Here is a 22,224-nt window from a genome sequence, read left to right on the forward strand (position 1 = left end):
ATTCCCAATTGGACCAGCGTTCAATCATCTCGATCTCAGGCGGCGAGCAGACGTGGCAGTCCCCACTCCGCGGCCAGCAACTCGTACGAGCGCAACCGGTCGCCGTGATCGTGGGTGACGCTGGTGATCACCAGTTCGTCGGCGTCGGTGAGCGTTCGCAGACTGTCGAGTCGGTGCGCGACCGTGGAGGGCGCCCCCACGAACTGGGTGATCAGCCGATCCTCGACCGCGGCGCGTTCCGTCTCACCGAGCGGCGCGGTGTGCGCCGGGTCGGGGTACGGGATGGCACCGTGCCCGCTGCGGATGCTGTGCGTCCAGTGCCCGAACGTCGACGCCAGTTCCTGCGCGGTCGCATCGTCCTCCGCCACGACAGTGTCGGCGGAGACGACGACGTACGGCCTCTGCAGCGTCGCCGACGGGCGGAACGCGGCACGGTAGGCCTCGACCGCTTCGATCGTCGTCGACGGGCTGACGTGGTAGTTCGCACCGAAGGGCAGCCCCAACCGGCCGGCGAGTTCGGCGCTCGGCCCCGCACTGCTGCCGAACACCCACACCTCGACGTCCGCGCCCTCCCCGGGGCTCGCGTGGAGTTCGATCCCGTCCGGAGTGCGGTAGGTGCCGCCGAGCAGGGCCAGGATGTCGTCGACCTGCCCGTCGAACGCGGGTGACAACGCACCCGGCTGCTGCAGGACCGACTGCGCCGCGGTGAGCCGCGGAGACAGCAGGAGACCGGACGGGTCGAACGGCGCCGGGATCACGACACCCTCCCGGATCTCGGTCTCCCGGCGGGGCGCGACCGGCTGGTTGTTGCGATCCGCAACCGCTTTCAACGCCTCGGCCCGCCGCTGACCCGACCGTCCGAGCCCGAGGTCCAGCCGACCCGGATACAGCGCGTCGACCGTGCCGAACGCCTCGACCACGGCCGCAGCGGTGGTATGCCCCAGCTGCACCGCGGCGGCGCCGATCCGGAGCCTGCTCGTCGCCGCGGCCAGGATCCCGACGAGCACGGCCGGTGAGGAGCTGGCGACGCCCACGAAGTGGTGCTCGGCAACCCAGTACCGCTTGTATCCCCACGATTCGGCGTGCTGGGCGAGGTCGACGGTGTTCCGCAGCGCCGTGCGCGCGGTGGCGCCTTCACTGACGGGCGACAGATCGAGGACGGACAGCGGAGTGGTCATGAGGGCACCTTCTGGAGAGAGCGGGGATTGACAGCGCGGTGGCTGCGGGGTGCACCGAGTCCGAGGTGCTGCCGCAGCGTGGGGGTGGTGTAGTCGATGCGCAGAACGCCACGGTCCTGGAGCAGCGGCACCACCGTGTCGACGAACTCGTCGAGCCCGGCCGGGGTGGCGTCGGAGGAGAGGACGAACCCGTCCACCGCCTCCCCGTGGACCCACCGGACGATCCGGTCCGCGACGGACGCGGCAGTACCGGCCGTCGTGTCGAGGAGAATCTGCATCGATGCGGCGGCGAGGACCTTCACCGCGCCGGCGGGCCGGCCGGCATCGACCGTCCGGCGCTCGAGGTCGGCGTGGAACGCGCGGGCGTCCTCGAACGTGGCGAGCGGAGCGATGATGACGTCGCCGTGGCGGGCGGCGAGATCCCGGTCGGCCGGGCGCTCACCCGAGACGATCACCACCGGCTGCGCCTGCGGGCTGCGCGGCACGGTGAACCGTCCGCCGATGCCGAAGTGCCTGCCCCGGTGATAGAACGCGCCGGCGGTGGGATCCGAGACGAACCTTCCCGCGCCGCGGTCGACGGTCACGACGCCCTCGGCCCAGGAATCCCACAGGGTGCGGGCGGTGTCGACTAACTCCGTCGCCCGCTCGTCCGCGGCCGTCACGACGTTCCATGCCGCCCTGCCACCGGACAGGTGATCGAGCGAGGCCAACCGCCGCGCCACGTCGTACGGTTCGGCGGAGGTTGTGCCCAGAGTCGCCGCGAGCCCCACCGTGTCGGTGAACCCGGCGAGCGCGTTCGCCGCGGTGACGCTGTCGGCGAGGAAGAAGTCGAATCTCCCCCGCTCCGCGGTGCGGGCGGCATCCGCCAGGACGGCGAAGTCCGTCCGGCCCGCGGGCGCCGCCGCCCCGAGCACGACCTGCTTCTCGGCCATGCCTACCGCGGGTTCTTCTCGCCGGCCTCGACCGCGAGCGTCAACCGGTTCTCGGCGGGCGCGACCGGGCAGGTGGCGTAGTCGGTAAACGCGCACGGCAGGTTGGCCGCCCGGTTGAAATCGAGGATCACCCGGCCGTCGGCGGCGGGCACGTCCACAGCCAGGGACCGCGCCGCGGGGTACGTGCTGACGCCGCTGGTGGCATCGGTGAACAGTACGTGCAGGCCCCCGTTCTTGCCTGCGAACGCGACGAGTTCGTGTGCGGCGCCGTCGTACTCGAATGCGAGTGAGCCCAGCGCTGTGTGGTGGTGCTCGAGTCCCTCGACGACCGCACCCGTCGTCACGACGCGGGACTGCGGGAACGGGGTGAACGTTGCCGGCACGGCCCACTGCCGCGCGGGCAGGAACGTCGGGATGCCGGTGAACGCGGCGAGGGTGCCTGCCTCGGGATCATGGATCCGCAGGGCGACGTCACCGGTCCTCCGGATCACCTCGATGTTGCGGCTCCCGTGCCGCACGAGCAGACCGGGTGCACCCTCCAGATGTGCGAGGGTCGCCGTGCCGTCGACCGCGTCGCCGTCGATCTCGAGACCGGCGTCGGCGGTGGCCGTGATCACCACCCCGTCCGCGTCGGCCCGCCACTTCCCGGGCAGGTCGGGGAACGTGGTGTCGGTCTCGACGAGCCAGTGCAGGGCAGTGAGGCTCAGCCAGCCCAGCGGGTCGCGGAAAACTTCCTCGCGTGCCGAATGCCAGTCCTGCCAGTCCTGCTCGAATGTCGCGGTGTCGGTGGCTGCGGTCATGATGCCCGAACTCCTTCTGTCTGGTGGTGCGGATGGCGCAGTCCGAGATGGCTGCGCAGGGTCGTCCCCGAGTACTCGATGCGGAAGCTGCCGCGGTTCTGCAACTCCGGGACCACCTTCTCGACGAATTCGTCGAGTCCTGCCGGGGTGAGGTGCGGCACCAGGATGAATCCGTCGCACGCGTCAGCCTGCACGTAACGGTCGATCTCCTCGGCCACCTGGGTGGCGGTGCCGACGAACTGCTGGCGGGTGGTGACGGCGATGATCAGTTCGCGGATGCTGAGTTTCTCGGCCTCCGCCTTGGCCCGCCACTGACCGGCGATCTCACGCGGGTCCTTCGCGTGCCGGACCCGGCCGCGGGTGATGTTCGAGTCCTCGGCCGGTTCGACGTCCGGCAACGGGCCGTCCGGGTCGTACGCGGACAGGTCCCGTCCCCACACCTGTTCGAGGAACGCGATCGCGGTCTGGGGACCCACCTGCTGGTGCCGGATGTGGTCGGCGCGTTCGGCCGCGTCTGCCGCGGAATCCCCCAGCACGAAGGTCGCGGCGGGCAGCACCTTGAGATCGTCGTGGCCGCGTCCGTACTTCGCGAGCCTGCCCTTGACGTCCGAGTAGAACTTCTGGCCGTCCTCGAGGGATCCGTGGATGGTGAAGATCGCGTCTGCCTGCGCCGCACCGAATTCGCGGCCCTCGTCGGAATCGCCGGCCTGCAGCAGGACCGGATGCCCCTGCGGGCTCCGGGGAATCGTAAATCGTCCCCGGATGTCGAATTGCGAACCGGAATGGGTGACTTCGCGGATCGACGCATCCGGGGCGAACACGCCCCGTGCGCGGTCGATCTGCAGCGCAGTCGGATCCCAGCTGTCCCAGAACTTGCGGGCGCCGTCGATCAGTTCGCCCGCGCGGACGTATCGGTCGTTCCAGTCGAGGTAGCCGCCGCGCCGAAAGTTCTCCCCCGTGAACGCGTCCGAGGACGTCACCATGTTCCAGGCGGCCCGGCCGTCCGACAGGTGATCGAGTGAGGCGAATTGCCGTGCCAGCTCGTACGGTTCGTTGAACGTCGTGTTGATGGTCCCGGCGAGGCCCAGGTGTGTGGTCACTCCGGCGAGCGCACCGAGCACCGTCAGCGTGTCGGGGCGGCCGACGACGTCGAGATCGTGGATGCGGCCCCGGTGCTCACGCAGGCGCAGACCCTCGGCCAGGAAGAAGAAGTCGAACAATCCGCGTTCCGCGGTCTCGGCGAGATGCACGAACGAATCGAAGTCGATCTGGCTCTTCGAGGCGGGGTCGCTCCACACGGTGGTGTTGTTGACTCCGGGAAAGTGCGCGGCGAGGTGAATCTGCTTGCGCTGGTTGCTCATGACGTCAGTCCTGTCCGGCGAAGTGGTGGGCGGGACGGCCGAGGCCGAGCCGGTCCCGGAGTAGCCCGCTGCCCTGTTTCGGGTCGCCGGACCGCAGCAGGGGCAGGACGTGCTCGGTGATCGCGTCCAGTCCGGACGGCACCGTGAGCGGGCGGAGCGTGACGCCGTCGACGTCCCCGGCCGTCACGTCGGTGATCAGCCGGGCCAGCCCCGGCGCGGCGCCGCGGTAGAGGACCGACTCCGGCTCGTACCGGCTGCCGGACCAGTTCTCCAGCTGCGCGAGGTCGTGTTCGGCGGCGTCGGCGGACTCGGCGATCACCACCTCGACGTCGAGAAGGATGCGAATCGAACCGGGGTCACGGCCCGCCTCCTCGGCAGCTGTGCGCACCTGCGCAGCCCGCTGACGTGCGACGTCCACGCCGGATGCACCGATGCGGATCACGTCGGCGTGCGCGGCGGCGATCCGGGTGGAGTGCTCGTCCCGGGCACCGATCACGACGAGGGACTGCCCCTGCGGCGACCGGGGCGTGATCGAAGGTCCCTTCACGGTGAAGTGGGTTCCCTCGAAATCGATGTAGTGCAGCTTGTCCCGGTCGACGAAGCGTCCGGTGGCCGCGTCGCGGATTTCGGCGTCGTCCTCCCAACTGTCCCACAGCAGGCTCACGACCTCGATCGCGTCGGCCGCCTCCGCCCACAGACTCTCCGCATCCTGGGCATCCTTGCGCCCGAACAGATTCGCCTGGGTCTGACCGGCCGACACGTCCACCTGCCACCCCGCGCGACCGAGCGACGCGTGGTCGAGGCTCGCGATCGCCTTGGAGACGTGGAACGGTTCGGTGTGGGTGACGGTCACCGTGGGAACCAGGCCGATGCGGTCGGTGGCGGCGACGGCGCGTGCCGCGATCGCCACGGCGTCCAGGTGCCCGCGTTGATCGGCGTGCCCCGTCGTGGCGATCGCGAAGGAATCACCGAGAAACGCGAGGTCCACTCCGGCCGAGTCGGCCTGTCCGAGCAGTCCGGTCCAGTAACCGGCGGTGAAGAGGTCCTCGGCGCGCGAGTCCGGTCGACGCCAGGACTGCGGATGAATTCCCGTGCCGTACAGATCGACGGCGACGAGTGGGAAGCGTGGCTCAGGCATGAATCGATTCCTTCGGCTGTGCGGAACGTGGGCGTACGACGGATCGTCCCGGGATCGCGTCGAGCAGCTGCCGGGTGTAGTCGTGGCGGGGATTGTCGAAAATTTCTGCCGCGGTCCCGAATTCGACGATCCGCCCGGAACGCATCACGGCGACCGTGTCGCTGATCTGCCGGACCACGGCGAGGTCGTGCGAGATGAACAGATAGCTCAGGCCGAGTTCCTGCTGCAGGTCCTCGAGCAGACCGAGGATCTGCGACTGTACCGAGACGTCGAGGGCCGACACCGGTTCGTCGAGCACCACGAGTTCGGGGTGCAGGGCCAGTGCGCGTGCGATGGCGACCCGCTGACGTTGCCCGCCGGACAGTTCGGCGGGTCTGCGGTCCAGGAAGGTGCGGGGCAACGCCACCTGTTCGAGCAGTTCAGCTACCCGCGCCGCGCGTTCCGTCCTGCTTCCGACACCGAACGCACCGAGTGGTTCCGCCACGATGTCGGCGACGGCGAGTTTCGGGTCGAGGGAGGCGTACGGGTTCTGGTACACGATCTGCACCCGCCGGCGCAGGGCACGCAGGGCGCCGCCGCGCAGGGTGGTGATGTCCCGGCCGTCGAACTCGACGCGTCCCCCGGTAGGCGTCTCGAGCCGGATGGCGATCCGCGCCACCGTGGACTTCCCCGACCCGGACTCTCCGACCAGCGACAGCGTGCGTCCACGCGGGACCTCGAACGAGACGTCCTGGACGGCATCGAGGGTCGTGCGCCGATCGATCCGGAACGTCCGGGACACGCCGGACACGCGCAGAAGGGCGTCGGGGACGACTCCCGCGTCATCCTCGTCGCGGTCACGTCTCCGCTCCACCGAGAGGCTCGGTGCGGCGGCCAGCAGGGAGCGGGTGTACTCGTGCTGCGGGTTCTCGAGGATCTCGCGGGCAGGTCCCGACTCGACCACCTCGCCCTGGCTCATCACCACGATCCGGTCGGCCCGGTCGGCGGCAACGCCCAGGTCGTGCGTGATCAGCAGGACCGCGGTGCCGGTTTCGGCGATCCGCGCGTCGAGATGATCCAGAATCCGGCGCTGGACGGTGACGTCGAGCGCGCTGGTCGGTTCGTCGGCGATCACGAGTTCCGGGCTGCACGCCAGTGCGATCCCGATCAGGACACGTTGCCGTTGCCCGCCCGACAGGTCCTGCGGGTACTGCCGCGCGCGCACTTCGGGGCTGTCGATCCCGGCCTCGGCGAGGATGCGCACCGCCTCGAGATGGGCGGTCCGCCGGTCGGCGAGGCCGTGGATCCGCAGGACCTCCGCCACCTGTGCACCGACCCGCTGGACGGGGTTGAGCGACGTCGTCGGGTCCTGGGGAACGAGGCCGATCCGGGCGCCGCGGATCCGGCCCAGCGCGCGCTCCGACTTGGTGTCGAGGCGTTCCCCGTCGAACGTGACGGTGCCGCCGACGGCGCGTCCGTTCCCGGCGAGCAGTCCGAGGATCGCGTGCGCCGTGGTGGATTTTCCGGAGCCGGACTCGCCGACCACGGCCACCACCTCTCCTCGCCCGACCGTCAGGTCGACGCCCTTCACGGCCACGACGGGATCGTTCAGGCTCCCGTATGCCACCCGCAGTCCGGAGACCTGCAGCAGCGGGGTGTCGTTCGCGCTCATCGCACTTCCCTCCGTTCGAGTGCATGCCCGAGGCGGTGCGCCGACAGCACGACGGCCACGATCACCAGCCCGGGCAGGGTCGTCATCCACCACGCGGTGGCGAGGTAGTTGCGGCCCTCCGAGATCAGCGAGCCCCATTCCGGGGTGGGCGGCACCGCGCCGAACCCGAGGAAGCTCAGCGACGACACGGCGAGCACCGCCATGCCGAATTCGACCGCCGCCAGGGCGACGACAGGTGCGTACGAGTTCCGCAGGATGTGGCGACGCAGCACCGTGTGCCAGCGGACGCCCGACGCGAACGCCGCCTCGACGTACAGCGACCGGCGGACGCGCAGCACCTCCGACCGCATCACCCGGGCGAAGTTCGCGATCAGCGACACTCCCACGGCGATGGCCACGTTGACCGTGCCGAACCCCAGTGCGGTCACCAGCGCGAGCGACAGCAGCAGCGCGGGTATCGACAGGAGGACGTCGACGATCCGCATCAGGACGGCGTCCAGGGCCCCTCCGGCCGCACCCGACAGCAGACCGATCAGCGAACCCACGACCAGTGCGATGCCGACGGCCAGCAGCGTCGCGGTCAGCGACAGTCCGGCCCCGTGGACGACGCGGGTGTACACGTCACGTCCGATGTTGTCGGTCCCGAACCAGTGTGCGGCGCTGGGCGCCTGCAGTTTCTGGGCGGGCACGCCGACCAGCGGGTCACCGCTCGCGAACACCGACGGCGCCACCGCGAACCCGACCGCCACGAGGAGCACGGCGGCCGAGGCCACGAGTACGAGATTGCGGCGCAGCCACTCCGTCACGCCGTGTCCGCGGCGGTGCGGCCGGGGCGTGATCGAGGGCCGCGGTTCGTTCGGCGCGCCGTCGAAACCCTCGACCTCGTCGATCAGTTCCCTGGTCAGGATGTCAGACATGAACCTTCTCCTCCACATCCGCGGTGGCGCTGGTGTCAGAACTGCGTCTGCCCTCGACGATCCTGGGGTCGATCAGCGGGTAGAGCAGATCGACCGCGAGATTGACGAGCACGTAGACGAGCGAGCTCAGCACCACGATTCCCTGGACCACCGGAATGTCCTGCGCCATCACGGAAGTCTGCGTGAGCCGCCCGACACCGGCCCGCGAGAACACCGTCTCCACGACGACCGATCCGGCCAGTAGATTGCCCACGAGCACACCGGCGATGGTGAACGCGGGAATGCTCGACAACCGCAGAGCGTGCCGCGTCTGGATCTGCCAGCGGGACGCGCCCTTCGCCCGTGCCGCCTCGATGAACGGTTGCCGCCACGTGGTCTGCAGACTCGCCGCGAGCACCTGGGCGATCACCGCGCCGGTCGGCAACGCGAGCGTCACCGCGGGGAGCACCAGTGTGGCGACCCCCTGGTCACCGAACGCCGGGAATGCCTTCAGCCGGAACGAGAACACCTGCAGCAGAATCAGACCCACCCAGAACGTCGGCACCGCGACACCGAGGGGCGGCAGCGAGAACAGCAGGTTTCGCAGCCACCGGACCCCGGTGTAGGTGGCGAGGAACGCGACCGATGTCCCGAACACTACGGCGAGGACCAGCGCCGCGCACGCCAGCGCAAGGGTGCTGGGCAGCGCGTTGCCGATCGCCTCGGTCACCGATTGCCCGGTGGCGATCGAGTACCCGAAGTCGCCGCGCACGGCGTGGCTCAGCGAATTCCAGTACTGCACCCACACCGGCTGGTCCAGCCCGTACCGCGCCTGCAGTTCCGCGACGGCGGCCGCGTCGACCGTCGTTCCGGCGGTCGCCGAGTCGACGGCGATGCTCACCGGGTCGGACGGCAGCAGGAAGAGCACGGCGAACGACACGGTGAACGTCGCCCACAGGACGGCGACCGCCTGCAGAACCCGTAGTCCGAGGTAGCGAATCATGGGTCAGCGTCCGCTGATCCAGGTGTCGAAGAACTGGAGCCGGGCCGAGGCCTCGAACTTCAGATCCTGCACGTTCGGACCGGCTCCGATCGCCTGCGACAGCTCCACCGTGGGGATCCACAGGCCGTTGTCGAGCACCTGCTGCTGAGCGTCGGCGACCAGCGCGCTCCGCTCGGCGGTGTCGGTGGTGGCGAGCTGCTTCGCGAGCACGTCGTCGAGCGCGGGAATCGGTCCGCGGTTGTTCAGGTTGCGGCCCTCGAGGCCGAACTGGGTGCGGAGGATGTCACCGTCGGCGCGGGTGCTGTTGTAGTAGGTGGCGTCGAAGTCCTTGGAATTCTGGCGGGCGGTGGCCTCCGGGGTGGACACGAGATTCAGCTGCAGATCCACTCCCACCTCTTTGAGCTGCTGCTGCACCAGCTCGAGGATGGCCTGGTTGCCGGCGAACACGGAGCTGAACAGCACGGGGAAGCTCAGCCTCTGACCACCCTTCTCCCGGATGCCGTCGGCACCGGGAACCCAGCCCGCCTGATCGAGGATCGACTTCGCCTTCTCCGGGTCGTACGTGACGTCCGGCAGCGCCACGTAGCCGGGGGTGCGGCTGGCCAGCGTGCTGGTGGCGGGCCTGAAGTTGGGCCCGAGCACGGTGTCGACCAGTTCCTGCCGGTTGATCGCCGGGACCAGCGCGCTGCGCACGACGGGATCCACGAGCGGTCCGCGAGTCACGTTGGGCTGGAAGCCGAACGGCGTCCCGGGGTTCGACGTGGTGAGCACCTGCCCGCCCGCGCCTTCGATCTGCGGGGCGTCCTGCGGCAACGCGTCGCTGATCGCGTCCAGCTGTCCCGAAGACAGGCTGCCCGTGCGGACACCGGATTCGGGGACGACACTGAACTCGATGGTGTCGAGGTAGGCCTCGCCGTCGTGGCCGAACACGTCCGAGCCCCAGTTGTATCCGGCGCGCTTGGCGAGGGTCACCGACTTGTCCTGCTGGTAGTCGGCGTACGTGAACGGCCCGGTGCCCGAGATGGTGCCGGTGCACCGCTCTTCGGCGGACTTCGCGACGGACGCATCCGACAGGATGCCGAGCTGCGGGGTGGACGACGCCTGCAGGAACTGCGCGTTGGGTGCGGCGAAGTCGACCTGCGCGGTCAGCGGGTCGATCACGGTGGTTCCGGTGTAGCCGGTGAGGTAGCTGGCACCGAGCGCGGCCTTGGCTCCGGTCAGGGTGTTCACGATGGCGTCGAGGTTCTTCTTCACCGACTCCGCGGTGAAAGGTGTTCCGTCACTGAATGTCACCCCGTCCTTCAGGCGGAACGTGAAGGAGGACGCGTCGGCGTCCGTTTCCCAGCTCTCGGCCAGCCACGGCTTCAGTTCGCCCGTTGCCGGGTCCTGGTCGGTGAGCGAGTCCACCACCTGACGAGCCACGTAGATCGTCTGGTTCGTGCCCGACTGTGCGGGGTCGGCGCACGTGGGTGCCTGGGAGAGGCCGTAGCGGAGCGTGCCGCCCGGCTGCGCGGGGCCCGCATCCGCGGAGGAACTGCTGGAACCGCCACCGCAGGCGGTGAGCGCCGTGGCCAGCACGGCGGCGGCGCCGATACCCGCTGCGATGCGGAAACCACCGCGGTGGGGCGAGGACAAAAGCACTGATGGCACCGAGAACTCCGTGATCTCGAAGAGTGCCGTGTGCACTGCCCGTCGAATCGGCAGTGCTCACGCGCACAGGAAGGTGAGGGACACCGGATCCGACGCGGATGCGGTGTGAAGAGCCGGAACCCCGAGGTGACGGGGTGTCAGGTCAGCTGTGACAGATCGAGGTGGACAGCCGGCAGAGATCGACGTGGAGACGCCCCCAGGCGCTCACGAAACCTTCGGTCAACATCGTTCCTCCATCGATCCCGGCGGTAGCACCCGCACCCGCAGGGCGGGGGGTTGCTGCGACGTCAACGAGCCAGGTCTCTCGGTCGCTCTGGATGGTCGTTACCGAGTGTAAGAGATCGCCGGTCGCCGCGCCACACGGACCCCCGTCACCCCACGGCCTGCCGGGGCGGGAGTTCCCGTCGCGACAGGGCGGGCCGGAGACCGAGATGCTCGCGCAGGGTGGAGCCTTCGTATTCCGTTCGGTACGAGCCTCGCTCCTGCAGTTCGGGCACCAGCAGGTCGACGATCTCGTCGAGACCGGTGGGCACCAGGTACGGCGAGATGTTGAATCCGTCCGTCGCTCCGCTGCGAACCCACCGGGTGAGTTCGTCGGCGACCTGACCGGGCGTGCCGGCGAAGCCGGACCGCTGGGTGGTCGCGATCGCGACCTGCCGCAGCGACAGGTTCTGCGCCTCCGCCAGTGCCCGCCATTCCCGGGCGATGGCGAGCGGATCCTTCCCGTCGCGCGCAGCCCCGCGAGTGACGGAGATCGGCGCGGGCACCGGATCGAATTCGGGCAGTGGCCCGTCCGGGTCGCGATCGGACAGATCACGGCCCCACACCTGCCCCACCAGAGACAACGCCGTCTGCCCGGTGTACTGGCCTTCGAGGACCCAACGGACCTTCTCCTCGACCTCGGACTCGTTCTCCGCGAGCACGATCTGCGTGCCCGGCAGAATCTTGACGTCGTCCTCGGGGCGCCCGGCACGACGCAGTCTGGCCCGGATGTCGTCGGCGAACGCGAGTGCCTCGTCGAAATGGGTTCCGTGCCGCGAGAAGATCACATCGGCGTGAGTGGCCGCGAAGTCGCGGCCCGCCGGTGAGTCCCCGGCCTGGAAGATGACGGGATGCCCCTGGGCGCTGCGCGGGAGGGTCGGGGTGATCGTGACGTCGAACTGCGACGTCCGCCGGGACACCTCCTGCACACCGTCCGGGGTCGACCACGACGGCGCGTCGGTGCTCGTCGCCACCGCGTCGTCCGCCCACGCATCCCAGATCGCGCGGGCGGTGTCGAGGAACTGTCCAGCCCGCTCGTACCTGTCCGCGTGGTCGAGAAAGCCGCCGCGCCGGAAGTTCTCCCCGGTCCACGCGTTGTCCGTGGTGACAGCGTTCCACCCGGCCCGGCCACCGGAAAGCAGGTCCAGCCCGGACAGCCGCCGGGCGAGGTCGGCCGGCTCGTTGTAGGTCGTGTTCTGGGTGGCCACCAACCCGATGTGCCGGGTGATGCCGGCGAGCGCGGAGAGTTGGGTGATCGCGTCCGGCCTGCCCACGATGTCGAGATCGAGGATCTTGCCTTCCTGTTCCCGCAGGCGCAGGCCCTCGCCGAGGAAGAAGGCGTCGAACAGGCCACGCTCGGCGGTCAGTACCACCCGCCGGAACGTTTCGAAGTCGATCTGCGACCCGCTCGACGGATCCGACCAGATCGTCGTGTGGTTGACGCCCTGGAAGAAGACACCGAAGTGCACCTGGGCGCCGGGCCTGGCGTACGAGTTGTCGGTCATGGTCTCCACAACCTTTCAGCGAGAAGAGTCTTCGAGGCGCTCGGCCTGGAATCGGGTGACAGGACGGTCCAGGCCCAGCGTGCTGCGCAGGGTCGAACCGGGGACGGGACGGTGAGCGATGCCGGCGCGCAGGAGGGCCGGGACGACGTGCCGCGCCAGCACCGGAAGGTCCTCGTCGACGACGGCGGGATGCAGTCGCACGCCGTCGGCGTGCGAGTCCAGGGCGCGCAGTAGTTCCACCAGCCCGGGGGCATCGCCGGTGAACGACAGCCGTCCGCCGGGCGGGGCAGGCGTGGACGAGCCGAGTGCCACATCGAGTTCGGCGAACACGAGCGTCGCCCCGCCGGCCTTCGCGCGCCCGGCGGCCTCGACGGTGTCCTCGAGGGTCGGCCCGGACACCAGCACCACGTCGACCAGCGACGGATCGGTATCGCCTTCGCGGCCGAACACCACCAGTTGCCCCTGTGGCGGCCGCGGCACGATGGCGGGCCCCTTCACCGAATACGTCTCGCCCTGGAAGTCGATGTAGTGCAATCGGTCGCGGTCGACGAAACGTCCGGTCGCGTAGTCGCGGATCACCGCGTCGTCCTCCCAGGAGTCCCACAGGTCCCGGACCACGGTGAGCGCGTCCCGTTCCTCCCGCGCGAAGTCGGCGGGGGCCGTGACCTCGGTCCGTCCCAATGCGCGCGCAACCCGGGGGTCGGTGTCGCGGGTTGCGATCCAGCCGCCGCGTCCGCGCGAAGCGTAGTCGAGCGTCGCGAGCTGGGAGGACGTGTGGAACGGCTCGGCGTACGTGGTGCCGACCACCGGGACCAGGCCAATCGTGCTGGTGGTCGCGGCGACGAACGCGGCGCGGTTCACCGCGTCGATCCGGCCGGCCGGTCCCCCGTCGGCGCCGGGAGGCAGCAGCGAGTCGTCGAACGAGGCAAACGTGAAACCGGCGTTCTCCGCCGCCGCGACACGGTCCGCCACCGTGCGCCCGGTCAGCAACCGGTCGGGCGCGTGAGCGGCTCGCCGCCACGCGTCGGGACGGGCACCCTCACCGTCGAGTTCGATGCCCAGAAAGAGGCTCATGCGTGTCCCTCCACAGTGTCCGCCGCGAGAGGGCGGCTCGGAATGGTTGCGCGCAGCGCCGGCGCCACCTCGGCCTGGAACAGCTCGAGGCTTTCGCGGTGTTGCTTGTCGGTGCCGACACGGTCGGCGCTGAGGTGGATCACCTCGTGGCCGAACTGCTCGTGATAACGCTGCACCTTGTCGATCACCTGCTGCGGGCTGCCGATCAGGGCGGAACTGCGGTCGACGAAGTCCTCGACGGTCTCGAACACCACCGGAAGGCCGGCCCTGCGCGCGAAGTCGAGGCGGGCGGCATGGATCGGCCGCCACACGTCCAGCGCATCCTGCGAGTTCGGCGTCACGTAGAACCCGGCGGTGCCCGCACCGACGAGGGCGTCGGCGGGGTCGTGACCGTAATGGGCCCACCGTTCGCGGTAGTGCCGGACGAGTTCCGCGTACGAATCGATGGGGTAAGTGACGTTGGCCGAGAAGATCGGATCCCCGTAGCGGGCAGCGAGATCCACCGATTCCCTACTGGTCGCGCTGCCGTGCCAGATCCGGATCCGCGGCTGCAGGGGCCGGGGCAGGGCGACGGCGTGCTCGAGTGACGGCCGGAACGTGCCCTCCCACGTCACGTCCTCGCTCTCCCACAACTGCCGGAACAGTTCGTAGCCTTCGCGGTTGCGGTCCCACTGGTCGTCCGGGGTGACGTGGAACAGTGCCGCCTGCGCCGAGCCGTTCCCCTTGCCGATGATGAGTTGCAGCCGGCCGCCCGACAGGTTGTCCAGCGTCGAGTAGTCCTCGAACGCCCGGACCGGGTCGAGCAGGCTCAGCGTCGTCACCGCGGTCCACAACTGGAGCGTGCTGGTGCGAGCCGCGATGGCGCTGAGCACCACGGGCGGAGACGAGGACAGGAACGGATGTTCGTGGCGCTCCCCCACCGCGAACCCGTGGTATCCCAGTTGTTCGGCGAGCACTGCGGAATCCACGACCTCCTGCAGCCGGGTCGCGGTGCCGATCTTCTCCCCCGTCACCGGATCCGGTTGATGCGTGATGAGGCTCATCAGCAGAAACTTCATACGGACTCGTACTCCTTTGCGGCCCATCCGGAGGGCAGAGTGGTGGCGGTGGGCAGGGCCTTCTCGAATCCGTGAATTCCGACGTCCTGCGGTGGGAGGGAGCGGTCGAACAGCGGGGTGTAGCCGGCGGCCAGGTAGAGGGCCACCGCCTCGGGCTGCCGCGGTCCCGTGGTCAGGAAGATGCGTGAGTAGCCGGCCCGGAGGATTTCGGCCTCGAGGTCGCGCAGCACGATTCGGCCGAGTCCGCGGCGGCGGTGTGACGCCGAGGTCCAGATCCGCTTGAGTTCGGCAGTGTCCTCGTCGTATCGGCGGAACGCCCCGCCCGCCACCGACGTCCCGTTCTCGACGACGACGAGCAGCGCGCCTCCCGGGGCGGCGAACTCCTCGGCCGGATAGGTGGTGAGGTCTTCGTAGATCTCGTCGCGGGTGCGGCCGTACCGGGTGCTGTATTCGATCGCCAGTTCCTCGAGCAGCGGTGCGGCCAGTGGATCGGTCTGGTCGACGAACACGGTGTGCACGGAGTCGGTCCTCTCGGTCACGGTTCCTCCTGTCAGCTGGTCTTGGGAAGCCCGGGCGGGTTGACGATCGACGTGTCGACGGCCTCGCTCGCGATGTTCCAGCGGTCGAGAACCTGTGCGTACGTTCCGTTCTCGATGATGTGGTTGACGGCCTCGTTGACGGCGGTCACGAGCCCGTTGTCCTTCTTGGTGAGGACGGCGATCTCACCCTGGAGTGCATCGCCCGCCCCCGAGAACGTTCCGGCGATCTCGCTCTCCCCCGCCTGCGCGACGTGGAACGACGAGGACGGGTTGGGACCGAAGTAGGCGTCGATCCGGCCCGAGGCGAGCGGCAGGTAGTAGTCGGTGGCGTTCTGGTAGTAGGTGATGTCGGTGGGTTCGAGTCCCGCAGCGACGTTCTGCTCGCTCCACTTCACCAGTAGCGCTTCCTGATTGGTGCCGGAGGAGACCGCAATCTTCAGGCCCGCGACGTCCTTGGGCTCCTTGATCTGGATTCCGCTGTCCTTCTTCGTCTCGAACGCGACCGTGTCGAGGCGGTACGTCGAGAAGTCGTACTTCTCCTTCCGCTCCTCGGTGACGGTGACGTTGGAGATGAAGGCGTCGGCCTCACCGGAATCGATCCGGACGAAGTTCTGCGCCCAGTCGGCGGTCTGGAGATCGACCTTCAGCCCGAGAACGTCGCCGATCAGGTACGCGAAGTCCGTCTCCGAGCCGATGAGCGTCTTGTCGTCGTCGGCGTAGAAACGCAGGGGCGGAGCGGACCCGGCGCTTCCGGTGACGACGAGCGTGCCGCGGTCGCGGATCTGCTGGGGCACCTTCGCGGCGATCGCGTCGACCTCGTCGGTGGTGATGCGATTCTGGTCGGCGGTGAGGTTGTAGCCGGCGGCCGAGGTGGGTCCCGACCCCTCGTCCTCGACGTCGCCGCCACCGCACGCGGTGGCGAGGAACGCGACGGTGATGAGGGCCGAGGCCAGGATCTTCGTACGGAACCGTGCGCTGGACATGTCTGCCTTTCGGGGATCCACACCGGGGTGCGGAAGGTTCAGAGAACTCGGGAGAGAAATGCTGTGGTGCGCTCGTGCCGGGGGTTGTCGATGACCTGCGAAGGCGGCCCCTGTTCGACCACGACGCCGGCGTCCATGAATACGGCGGTGTCGGCGACCTCGCGGGCGAAACCCACCTCGTGGGTGACGATCACGAGGGTGGCGCCGTCGCGTGCCAGTTGTTTGATGACGGCGAGGACCTCACCGACCAGTTCGGGGTCGAGCGCCGAGGTGGGCTCGTCGAACAGGATCACCGCCGGACGCAATGCGAGTGCCCGCGCGATCGCGACTCGCTGCTGCTGGCCTCCGGACAGTTGTCGCGGGTATTCGTGGGCCTTGTCGCCCACGCCGACGCGTTCCAGGAGTGCTGTCGCCTCCGTTTCGACCTCGGTGCGGTCGCGGCCCTGCGCCGACACCGGCGCCTCGATCACGTTCTCCAGCACCGTGAGATGCGGGAACAGATTGAAGTTCTGGAACACGAATCCGATCCGGGAGCGCTGCTTCAGGATGTCGCGTTCACGCAGTTCGTGGAGTTTGTCGCCCTTGCGCCGGTATCCGATGAGGTCGCCGTCGATGCGGATGGTGCCCCGGTCGACCTTCTCCAGGTGGTTGAGAGTGCGCAGCAAGGTGGACTTGCCGGAACCCGACGGACCCAGGATCACCGTCACCTCGCCCTTGCGGACCAGCAGGTCCACACCCTGGAGCACGTCGAGGGTGCCGAAGGATTTGTGGACTCCGCGCACTTCCACCGCGAACTCCGTCGTGGAGGCGTCGGTTGTCATTTCGTGGCACCTCTCGGTACGGAGACACCGGCGTCGCGGATCTCGGCGAACTTCCGGGTGAGCTTCTGCCACGGAGTCGGCGGCAGCGCTCGGGCCGATCCGCGTGCGTAGTGCCGCTCGACGTAGTACTGGCCGATCGACAACAGCGTGGTCAGGATGATGTACCAGATCGTGGCAACCATCAGCAGCGGCACGACGCGACCGTTGCGGCCGAAGATCACCTGCACCTGGTAGAACAGCTCGGCGATCGCCATCGTCGACACGATCGAGGTGCCCTTGAACAGGCTGATCACCTCGTTCGCGGCGTTCGGCAGGATGCCGCGCATCGCCTGCGGCAGAACGATCTTGAAGAACTGGCGGCGGCGCGGAATGCCCAGCGACTGCGCCGCCTCGATCTGCCCGTGGTCCACGGAGATGATGCCGGAGCGGATGATCTCGGCCGAATACGCGGCCTGATGCAGGGCCAATCCGATGACGGCGGCGGTGAAGCCGCTGATGACGCCGTTGACCTCGAACGTGAAGAAGCCCGGACCGAACGGAATACCAAGCGACAGAGTCTGATACAGGTACGTGATGTTGAACCAGAACAGCAACTGCACGATCAGCGGGATCGATCGGAACGCCCAGATGTACACCCAGGCGATGACCTGCAGCACCGGATTGTGTGACAGGCGGCTGACGGCCAGCACGACGCCGAGCGCGAATCCGAGGACCGTTCCCCACAGCGTCAGCTTCACCGTCATCCACAGCGCCTGCAGAACGGACCCGGCGGTGAAGTACTTAGCGAACGTCGCCCAGTCCCATCCGGGATTGGTCGCGAGGCCGTGGACGAACTGAGCGAGCAGTACCAGGACGACGGCGCTGATCGCCCACCGCCACGGATGCCACTTCCTCGCCACTTCCAGCGCGGCGTCCTCCGGCCGGTCACCGGCGGTACCTGAATTCTGAGGCGCGGTCGAACGCGCCCGGACGGGTGCGCTCACGCTCCCTCACCACTTATGACGGACATCACCGATGCGGCCTTTCACCTGGAACGAGACGAGTGGAGGCGCGCGACAACCGCGGAATGCGGGCGCGCGTCAGACACTCACCGGGCGTAATGCCTGGTGAGCGTGTTGCGACGCCTCGTCAACAGTGGCAGGAGGTGGTCCGGCACAGGTCGATGTGCCGTCTGCGCCATGCTGGGCGCGCAAGGTAGTTCATGTGCTGCCTTCCATCGATCCCGGCGGTAGCACCCGCACCCGAAGGATTCGGAAGGGTTGCTGCGACGTCAACGAGCCAGGTCTCTCGGTCGCTCTGGATGGTTGAAGCGAACACTAGCCGCGTTCTCACACCTCGTCAACACGGGGTATTCCCCTGCAACACAGGGGAAATGGTGTCGAATCCGTGCAAGAATCACGGTGCGCGGAAGTGCTGACACACGAGCATCGATGCGGTTGGATGGAGCGGGCAGCCCCTGTCCACGGCGGTCGACCGACCCGGCTGCCGGGCCTCGCGAGGCCCTTGTAACGTCGCCTCGGTGACACCACTCGAAGTCATCGCGATCCTGGTCGCCGGCGTAGGCGCCGGCGCGATCAACGCCATCGTCGGCAGCGGCACGCTCATCACCTTCCCCACTCTGGTGGCCTTCGGGTTCCCTCCGGTGACCGCCACGATGTCGAATGCGATCGGCCTGGTCGCCGGCGGTGTGTCCGGCACGTGGGGGTACCGGCGGGAGCTGGCCGGCCAGGGCTCGCGGCTGCGGTGGCAGATCCCGGCGTCGCTGTGTGGCGCGGTTCTCGGCTCGTGGCTACTGCTGCACCTGCCCGAAACTGTGTTCGAACTGGTCGTCCCGGTACTGCTGATCCTCGCGCTGATCCTGGTGGTGTTGCAGCCGAAGATCCAGGCCTGGGCCAAGCAGCGCGGTAGCCACGAGGCCGGTCTGAGCCCGACGCGCCTCGCCCTGCTGACGGTGGGCACGTTCGCCGTCGGCGTGTACGGCGGATACTTCACCGCCGCGCAGGGCATCCTCCTGATGGGAGTGATGGGGGCGATCCTGCCCGAGAGTCTTCAGCGGATGAACGGCGCGAAGAATCTGCTCTCGCTGATCGTCAACGTCGTGGCCGCGACCGCCTACACCCTCGTGGCCTTCGACCGGATCAGCTGGGCAGCCGCCGGCCTGATCGCGGTGGGCTCGCTGCTCGGCGGCGTCCTCGGCGCCCGCTACGGTCGCCGCCTGTCGCCGACCGCGCTGCGCGGAACCATCGTCGTCGTCGGCCTCATCGGACTGTTCCGGCTGCTCGCATAGTCGCGCACGCCCACTCCTGCTCCCTCATACTGGGTCGGTGAGCAACGACGTAGAGCACCCGGGCTGGACCTACCTGATGGACATGGACGGCGTCCTCGTCCACGAAGAGCACCTGGTCCCCGGGGCCGATCTGTTCCTGGCCGAACTCCGGGAGTCCGGCACCCCGTTCATCGTCCTGACCAACAATTCGATCCGGACTCCACGCGATCTCCGCGCCCGATTGCTCCGCACCGGCCTGGACATTCCCGAGGAATCGATCTGGACGTCCGCCCTGGCCACCGCAACGTTCCTCGCGAACCAACGGCCGGGTGGCAGCGCCTACGTCGTCGGCGAGTCGGGGCTCACCACCGCACTGCACGACATCGGGTACGTCCTCACCGAGAACGATCCCGACTACGTGGTCCTCGGCGAGACCCGCACCTACTCCTTCGAGGCCATCACCACCGCAATTCGCTTGGTGGAGAGGGGCGCTCGCTTCATCGCCACCAACCCCGACCCCACCGGCCCCTCGCGGGAGGGTTCGCTCCCCGCCACGGGATCCGTTGCGGCACTGATCAGCAGGGCCACCGGCCGCGACCCGTACTACGTGGGCAAGCCCAATGCGCTGATGATGCGCTCGGCACTGCGGGCCATCGGTGCGCACTCCGCGAACACGTTGATGATCGGCGACCGCATGGACACCGACATCGTCTGCGGCCTCGAGGCCGGACTGCAGACCATCCTCGTCCTCACCGGCATCTCGACGCGCGATTCAGTGGAACTGTTCCCCTATCGCCCCACCGCGGTGCTCAAATCGGTCGCCGATCTCGTCGGCCGCACGTCGGACCCGTTTGCGGCTCCGCCGCCCGTGAGTACTTCTTAACCGCGGGAGGTTGACAAGTACTCACGGGTGGCGGCAGCCGGTAATGCCCCTGATGGTCGCTGCCCTGTAGGTCGCGAACGTGATCCGGTTCCCGTCCTCGCTGGACAGCGTGACGTCGTGGTGCCCGGGCCGGTCGACGTGAACGTCGACTCGGCTCATTCCGGCGTCGGTGGCGATCTCCCGGGCCGCCGCCAGTACGGCCGGCCACTCGGCGTCGCCGATGGGGGTGTCGGACAGCAGCGCCTGCGTGGTGACGGAGAGCCCGTCCGTGTACGCATACGGTCCGGGGCATCCTCCGCCCTGGCTGCGTTCACGGTGCCACCGCCACTGCGTATCCGGGGCAATCGTCCCGGCGGCTTCGCTGATCCGCACGACCGCGTGGGTGACTTGGCGCTCGGCGTCCGCGAGAGAGGGCCGTCCGCGGAGGTCTGCTGCGGCCGCCGCGATCTCCTCGTCGCCGAAGTTGTACGGGTTGTCGGTCATGCCACCACATCCGCTCGTCAGGATTGCCACGCCGATCACGGCGACTGCCTTCGTCGTCCATTCGCCCCGGACCGTCACCGGACTGCCAGATCCGGCAGGCCCGCCACGATCACGGCCATGTTGTAGCCGGACGTCCGCAATTCGCCGGTGCCGCTGGGCCGTGGGTACTCGCTGTGCCCGTCGGCGTCTTCCCGCCGCACGCCGTCGGGGTCGTCGCCTCCCGCACCGACAGTTGTTCGAGGTCGGTCTGCACCGGGTCGGGTCCGAGCGTGTCGAACCCGTCGACCACGGCGATCGGGTCGTCGTGCGCGCGCATCACGAATCCGTGGCCGGGCGCCAACCCGAGGTCCGATTCGTCGTTCGCGTGGAACCCGGGCGAGCCGTAGAACACGGCGTCGTCGACGGGCTGTCCCGGTCCCGGATCCTGCAACGCCAGGCCCTGGGTGAACGAACCGTACGAATGCCCGAGGGCGGTGATGTGCGGGTCGGGCTTCTGCGAGGCGACGTCGAGACCGTCGTAGAACGACGCGAGTTTCGGGGCGCCCGCCGTCGCGCGGTCGGACTGCCAGGAGTCGAGGAGCCATCCGCGGCCGAGATTCTGGTCGAGGAACGGCACGTCGTAGTTGCCGGGACCGGTGGTGGTCGGCGGCTGATACCCCAGCCACGCGATGGTCGACACCGTCTCACCGGTGCGGCCGGCGATGTCCAGCTGCCGTTCGGTCTCCGACTTCAGCGCCTTCGCCTCCTCGGTCATGCCGCCGAGCGACGCGACGGTGGTGTCGATGCCCGGTGTGGTGACGGAGATGTGGTCGGCGGTGTCCGGGTCGCCGAGCGCGAACGCGGCCATGGTCCGCTCCCCCGACTGCAGGTCGAGCAGTATCAGTCGGCCGTCCGGGTTATCGCGCACGAGTTTCTCCAGATCGCCCAGGTCCCGCAGCTTCTGCTCGGCATACCACAGCGCCGCATCGTCGTCGGTGAATGCTCCACCGAATCCGTTGTGGTCCAGACTTTCCCGGAGCCGGTCGCGCTCCGCCTCCCACCGCGACCGCTCGTCGTCGAACCGGCCGACGTTCGCCTCGTGGCGCACGGCCGACGGGATGCCGTCACGATTGCCGATCCAGTCGGGGTGCCGTTCGATCACCTCGCGCCGCTGCGCGTCCGGCAGGGCGTCCCAGTATTCGCGATTGTCGAGCGGGGAGCCATTCGACGGCGGCGCCGGGGCGGACAGTCCGCTTCCCGCATGCTCGACCTCACCGGGTTCGAGCTCGCCGTCCGCTGCCCGCGTCAGGACCGCTGCCGCGTCAGCGACGAGGTCCTCCGCCTGGAGGATCAACGCACGCGCTGCGGCTCGGAGTTCATCACGCCGCGCTGCCGCCGAGGCGTCGACGGCCGGTCCGGGCACATCGGCGACGTCCCCGTTGTCCGACAAGGCCATACCGTGGGCGACAGCCGCTTCGCGGAGGCCGTCGAGCTCGGTTTGCAGGTGCGTGACCGCATCGACCATCTCACGGGTCAACCGCTCTACGACGGCGATCGCGGCGGCCTCGCCGGTCAGATCATCCGCGGCGATCCGAAACCGTCGACGTGCGGCGTCGGCGGCGTCGGCGTGCCACGTCGGCAACCGGCCGATGTCGGCGAGACGGTCCTGCACGAAACCGATCGTGGCCAGTCGCGCAGACAGCGACCGTTGCACGGCCTGCAGCGCACCGGTGTCCCACCGGGCGATATCCCTCAGATTCACG

The 22,224-nt window shown here is 68.7% G+C and carries 21 protein-coding genes, 1 pseudogene and 2 riboswitches; of the genes and pseudogenes, 2 read left to right on the top strand and 20 right to left on the bottom strand.

Translation table 11 applies throughout. The features are described 5' to 3' along the window. Positions 1 to 35: 35 nt before the first annotated feature. From RJ1_RS23635 to RJ1_RS48890, 18 genes are all read right to left on the bottom strand, one after another. Positions 36 to 1,178, bottom strand: a complete 1,143-nt coding sequence (locus RJ1_RS23635) for an LLM class flavin-dependent oxidoreductase (RefSeq protein WP_073364451.1) — start codon at positions 1,176 to 1,178, stop codon at positions 36 to 38. Then, on the bottom strand, positions 1,175 to 2,110 hold the full coding sequence (locus RJ1_RS23640) for an LLM class flavin-dependent oxidoreductase (protein WP_073364453.1): 936 nt from the start codon (positions 2,108 to 2,110) through the stop codon (positions 1,175 to 1,177). The genes RJ1_RS23635 and RJ1_RS23640 overlap by 4 nt, the downstream gene beginning before the upstream one ends. Positions 2,111 to 2,112: 2 nt before the next feature. After that, a complete protein-coding gene (locus RJ1_RS23645) occupies positions 2,113 to 2,910 on the bottom strand; it encodes a DUF1684 domain-containing protein (protein ID WP_073364455.1) in 798 nt (265 codons plus the stop codon). Then, positions 2,907 to 4,271, bottom strand: a complete 1,365-nt coding sequence (locus tag RJ1_RS23650) for an NtaA/DmoA family FMN-dependent monooxygenase (RefSeq protein WP_073364456.1) — start codon at positions 4,269 to 4,271, stop codon at positions 2,907 to 2,909. Before RJ1_RS23650 ends, RJ1_RS23645 begins: the two co-directional genes overlap by 4 nt. A 4-nt stretch (positions 4,272 to 4,275) precedes the next feature. Beyond that, entirely contained in the window at positions 4,276 to 5,409 is a 1,134-nt protein-coding gene (locus RJ1_RS23655) for an LLM class flavin-dependent oxidoreductase (protein ID WP_073364458.1), read from the bottom strand. After that, a complete protein-coding gene (locus RJ1_RS23660) occupies positions 5,402 to 7,060 on the bottom strand; it encodes a dipeptide ABC transporter ATP-binding protein (protein ID WP_073364459.1) in 1,659 nt (552 codons plus the stop codon). The genes RJ1_RS23655 and RJ1_RS23660 overlap by 8 nt, the downstream gene beginning before the upstream one ends. Continuing rightward, positions 7,057 to 7,977 carry an ABC transporter permease gene (locus RJ1_RS23665; RefSeq protein ID WP_073364461.1) on the bottom strand — a complete coding sequence of 307 codons (921 nt, stop codon included), beginning with the start codon at positions 7,975 to 7,977 and terminating at the stop codon, positions 7,057 to 7,059. The genes RJ1_RS23660 and RJ1_RS23665 overlap by 4 nt, the downstream gene beginning before the upstream one ends. Further along, entirely contained in the window at positions 7,970 to 8,959 is a 990-nt protein-coding gene (locus tag RJ1_RS23670; RefSeq protein WP_073364462.1) for an ABC transporter permease, read from the bottom strand. Before RJ1_RS23670 ends, RJ1_RS23665 begins: the two co-directional genes overlap by 8 nt. Before the next feature lie 3 nt (positions 8,960 to 8,962). Next, complete coding sequence (locus RJ1_RS23675) at positions 8,963 to 10,600, bottom strand: ABC transporter substrate-binding protein (RefSeq protein WP_073364550.1); 1,638 nt, start codon at positions 10,598 to 10,600, stop codon at positions 8,963 to 8,965. A 151-nt stretch (positions 10,601 to 10,751) separates the two neighbouring features. Continuing rightward, a complete protein-coding gene (locus RJ1_RS48885) occupies positions 10,752 to 10,835 on the bottom strand; it encodes a putative leader peptide (RefSeq protein ID WP_310794466.1) in 84 nt (27 codons plus the stop codon). Between the two features lie 4 nt (positions 10,836 to 10,839). After that, a riboswitch (SAM riboswitch) is annotated at positions 10,840 to 10,933 on the bottom strand. Positions 10,934 to 10,980: 47 nt separating this feature from the next. Next, positions 10,981 to 12,375: an NtaA/DmoA family FMN-dependent monooxygenase gene (locus RJ1_RS23680; RefSeq protein ID WP_073364552.1), complete on the bottom strand. Its 1,395-nt coding sequence runs from the start codon at positions 12,373 to 12,375 to the stop codon at positions 10,981 to 10,983. A gap of 15 nt (positions 12,376 to 12,390) precedes the next feature. Beyond that, positions 12,391 to 13,449, bottom strand: a complete 1,059-nt coding sequence (locus RJ1_RS23685) for an LLM class flavin-dependent oxidoreductase (protein WP_073364464.1) — start codon at positions 13,447 to 13,449, stop codon at positions 12,391 to 12,393. Further along, positions 13,446 to 14,507 carry an LLM class flavin-dependent oxidoreductase gene (locus RJ1_RS23690; protein ID WP_073364465.1) on the bottom strand — a complete coding sequence of 354 codons (1,062 nt, stop codon included), beginning with the start codon at positions 14,505 to 14,507 and terminating at the stop codon, positions 13,446 to 13,448. Before RJ1_RS23690 ends, RJ1_RS23685 begins: the two co-directional genes overlap by 4 nt. Further along, positions 14,504 to 15,046, bottom strand: a complete 543-nt coding sequence (locus tag RJ1_RS23695; RefSeq protein ID WP_073364467.1) for a GNAT family N-acetyltransferase — start codon at positions 15,044 to 15,046, stop codon at positions 14,504 to 14,506. Before RJ1_RS23695 ends, RJ1_RS23690 begins: the two co-directional genes overlap by 4 nt. An 11-nt stretch (positions 15,047 to 15,057) precedes the next feature. Then, positions 15,058 to 16,029 carry an ABC transporter substrate-binding protein gene (locus tag RJ1_RS23700; RefSeq protein WP_073364469.1) on the bottom strand — a complete coding sequence of 324 codons (972 nt, stop codon included), beginning with the start codon at positions 16,027 to 16,029 and terminating at the stop codon, positions 15,058 to 15,060. A 38-nt stretch (positions 16,030 to 16,067) separates the two neighbouring features. After that, positions 16,068 to 16,850 (bottom strand): amino acid ABC transporter ATP-binding protein, encoded by a 783-nt coding sequence (locus RJ1_RS23705; protein ID WP_073364471.1) that lies wholly within the window; start codon positions 16,848 to 16,850, stop codon positions 16,068 to 16,070. Next, positions 16,847 to 17,755, bottom strand: a complete 909-nt coding sequence (locus RJ1_RS23710; RefSeq protein ID WP_240320007.1) for an amino acid ABC transporter permease — start codon at positions 17,753 to 17,755, stop codon at positions 16,847 to 16,849. Before RJ1_RS23710 ends, RJ1_RS23705 begins: the two co-directional genes overlap by 4 nt. A 223-nt stretch (positions 17,756 to 17,978) precedes the next feature. Next, entirely contained in the window at positions 17,979 to 18,053 is a 75-nt protein-coding gene (locus tag RJ1_RS48890) for a putative leader peptide (protein ID WP_368681154.1), read from the bottom strand. A 7-nt stretch (positions 18,054 to 18,060) separates the two neighbouring features. Continuing rightward, a riboswitch (SAM riboswitch) is annotated at positions 18,061 to 18,157 on the bottom strand. A gap of 212 nt (positions 18,158 to 18,369) precedes the next feature. Here RJ1_RS48890 and RJ1_RS23715 point away from each other — a divergent pair. Together RJ1_RS23715 and RJ1_RS23720 are read left to right on the top strand one after the other, a co-directional pair. Then, on the top strand, positions 18,370 to 19,137 hold the full coding sequence (locus tag RJ1_RS23715; protein WP_073364474.1) for a sulfite exporter TauE/SafE family protein: 768 nt from the start codon (positions 18,370 to 18,372) through the stop codon (positions 19,135 to 19,137). Between the two features lie 76 nt (positions 19,138 to 19,213). Then, positions 19,214 to 19,999 carry an HAD-IIA family hydrolase gene (locus tag RJ1_RS23720; RefSeq protein WP_073364476.1) on the top strand — a complete coding sequence of 262 codons (786 nt, stop codon included), beginning with the start codon at positions 19,214 to 19,216 and terminating at the stop codon, positions 19,997 to 19,999. A 21-nt stretch (positions 20,000 to 20,020) separates the two neighbouring features. On the opposite strand, the gene RJ1_RS23725 is transcribed toward RJ1_RS23720, so the two are convergent. After that, complete coding sequence (locus RJ1_RS23725; RefSeq protein WP_240319772.1) at positions 20,021 to 20,482, bottom strand: LppA family lipoprotein; 462 nt, start codon at positions 20,480 to 20,482, stop codon at positions 20,021 to 20,023. A gap of 74 nt (positions 20,483 to 20,556) precedes the next feature. Further along, a pseudogene (locus tag RJ1_RS23730) lies at positions 20,557 to 22,223 on the bottom strand (alpha/beta hydrolase). Between the last annotated feature and the right edge of the window lies 1 nt (position 22,224).

Origin of the sequence: Rhodococcus jostii NBRC 16295 (genome assembly GCF_001894825.1) — a bacterium.
Taxonomy (GTDB): Bacteria; Actinomycetota; Actinomycetes; order Mycobacteriales; family Mycobacteriaceae; genus Rhodococcus_F; species Rhodococcus_F jostii.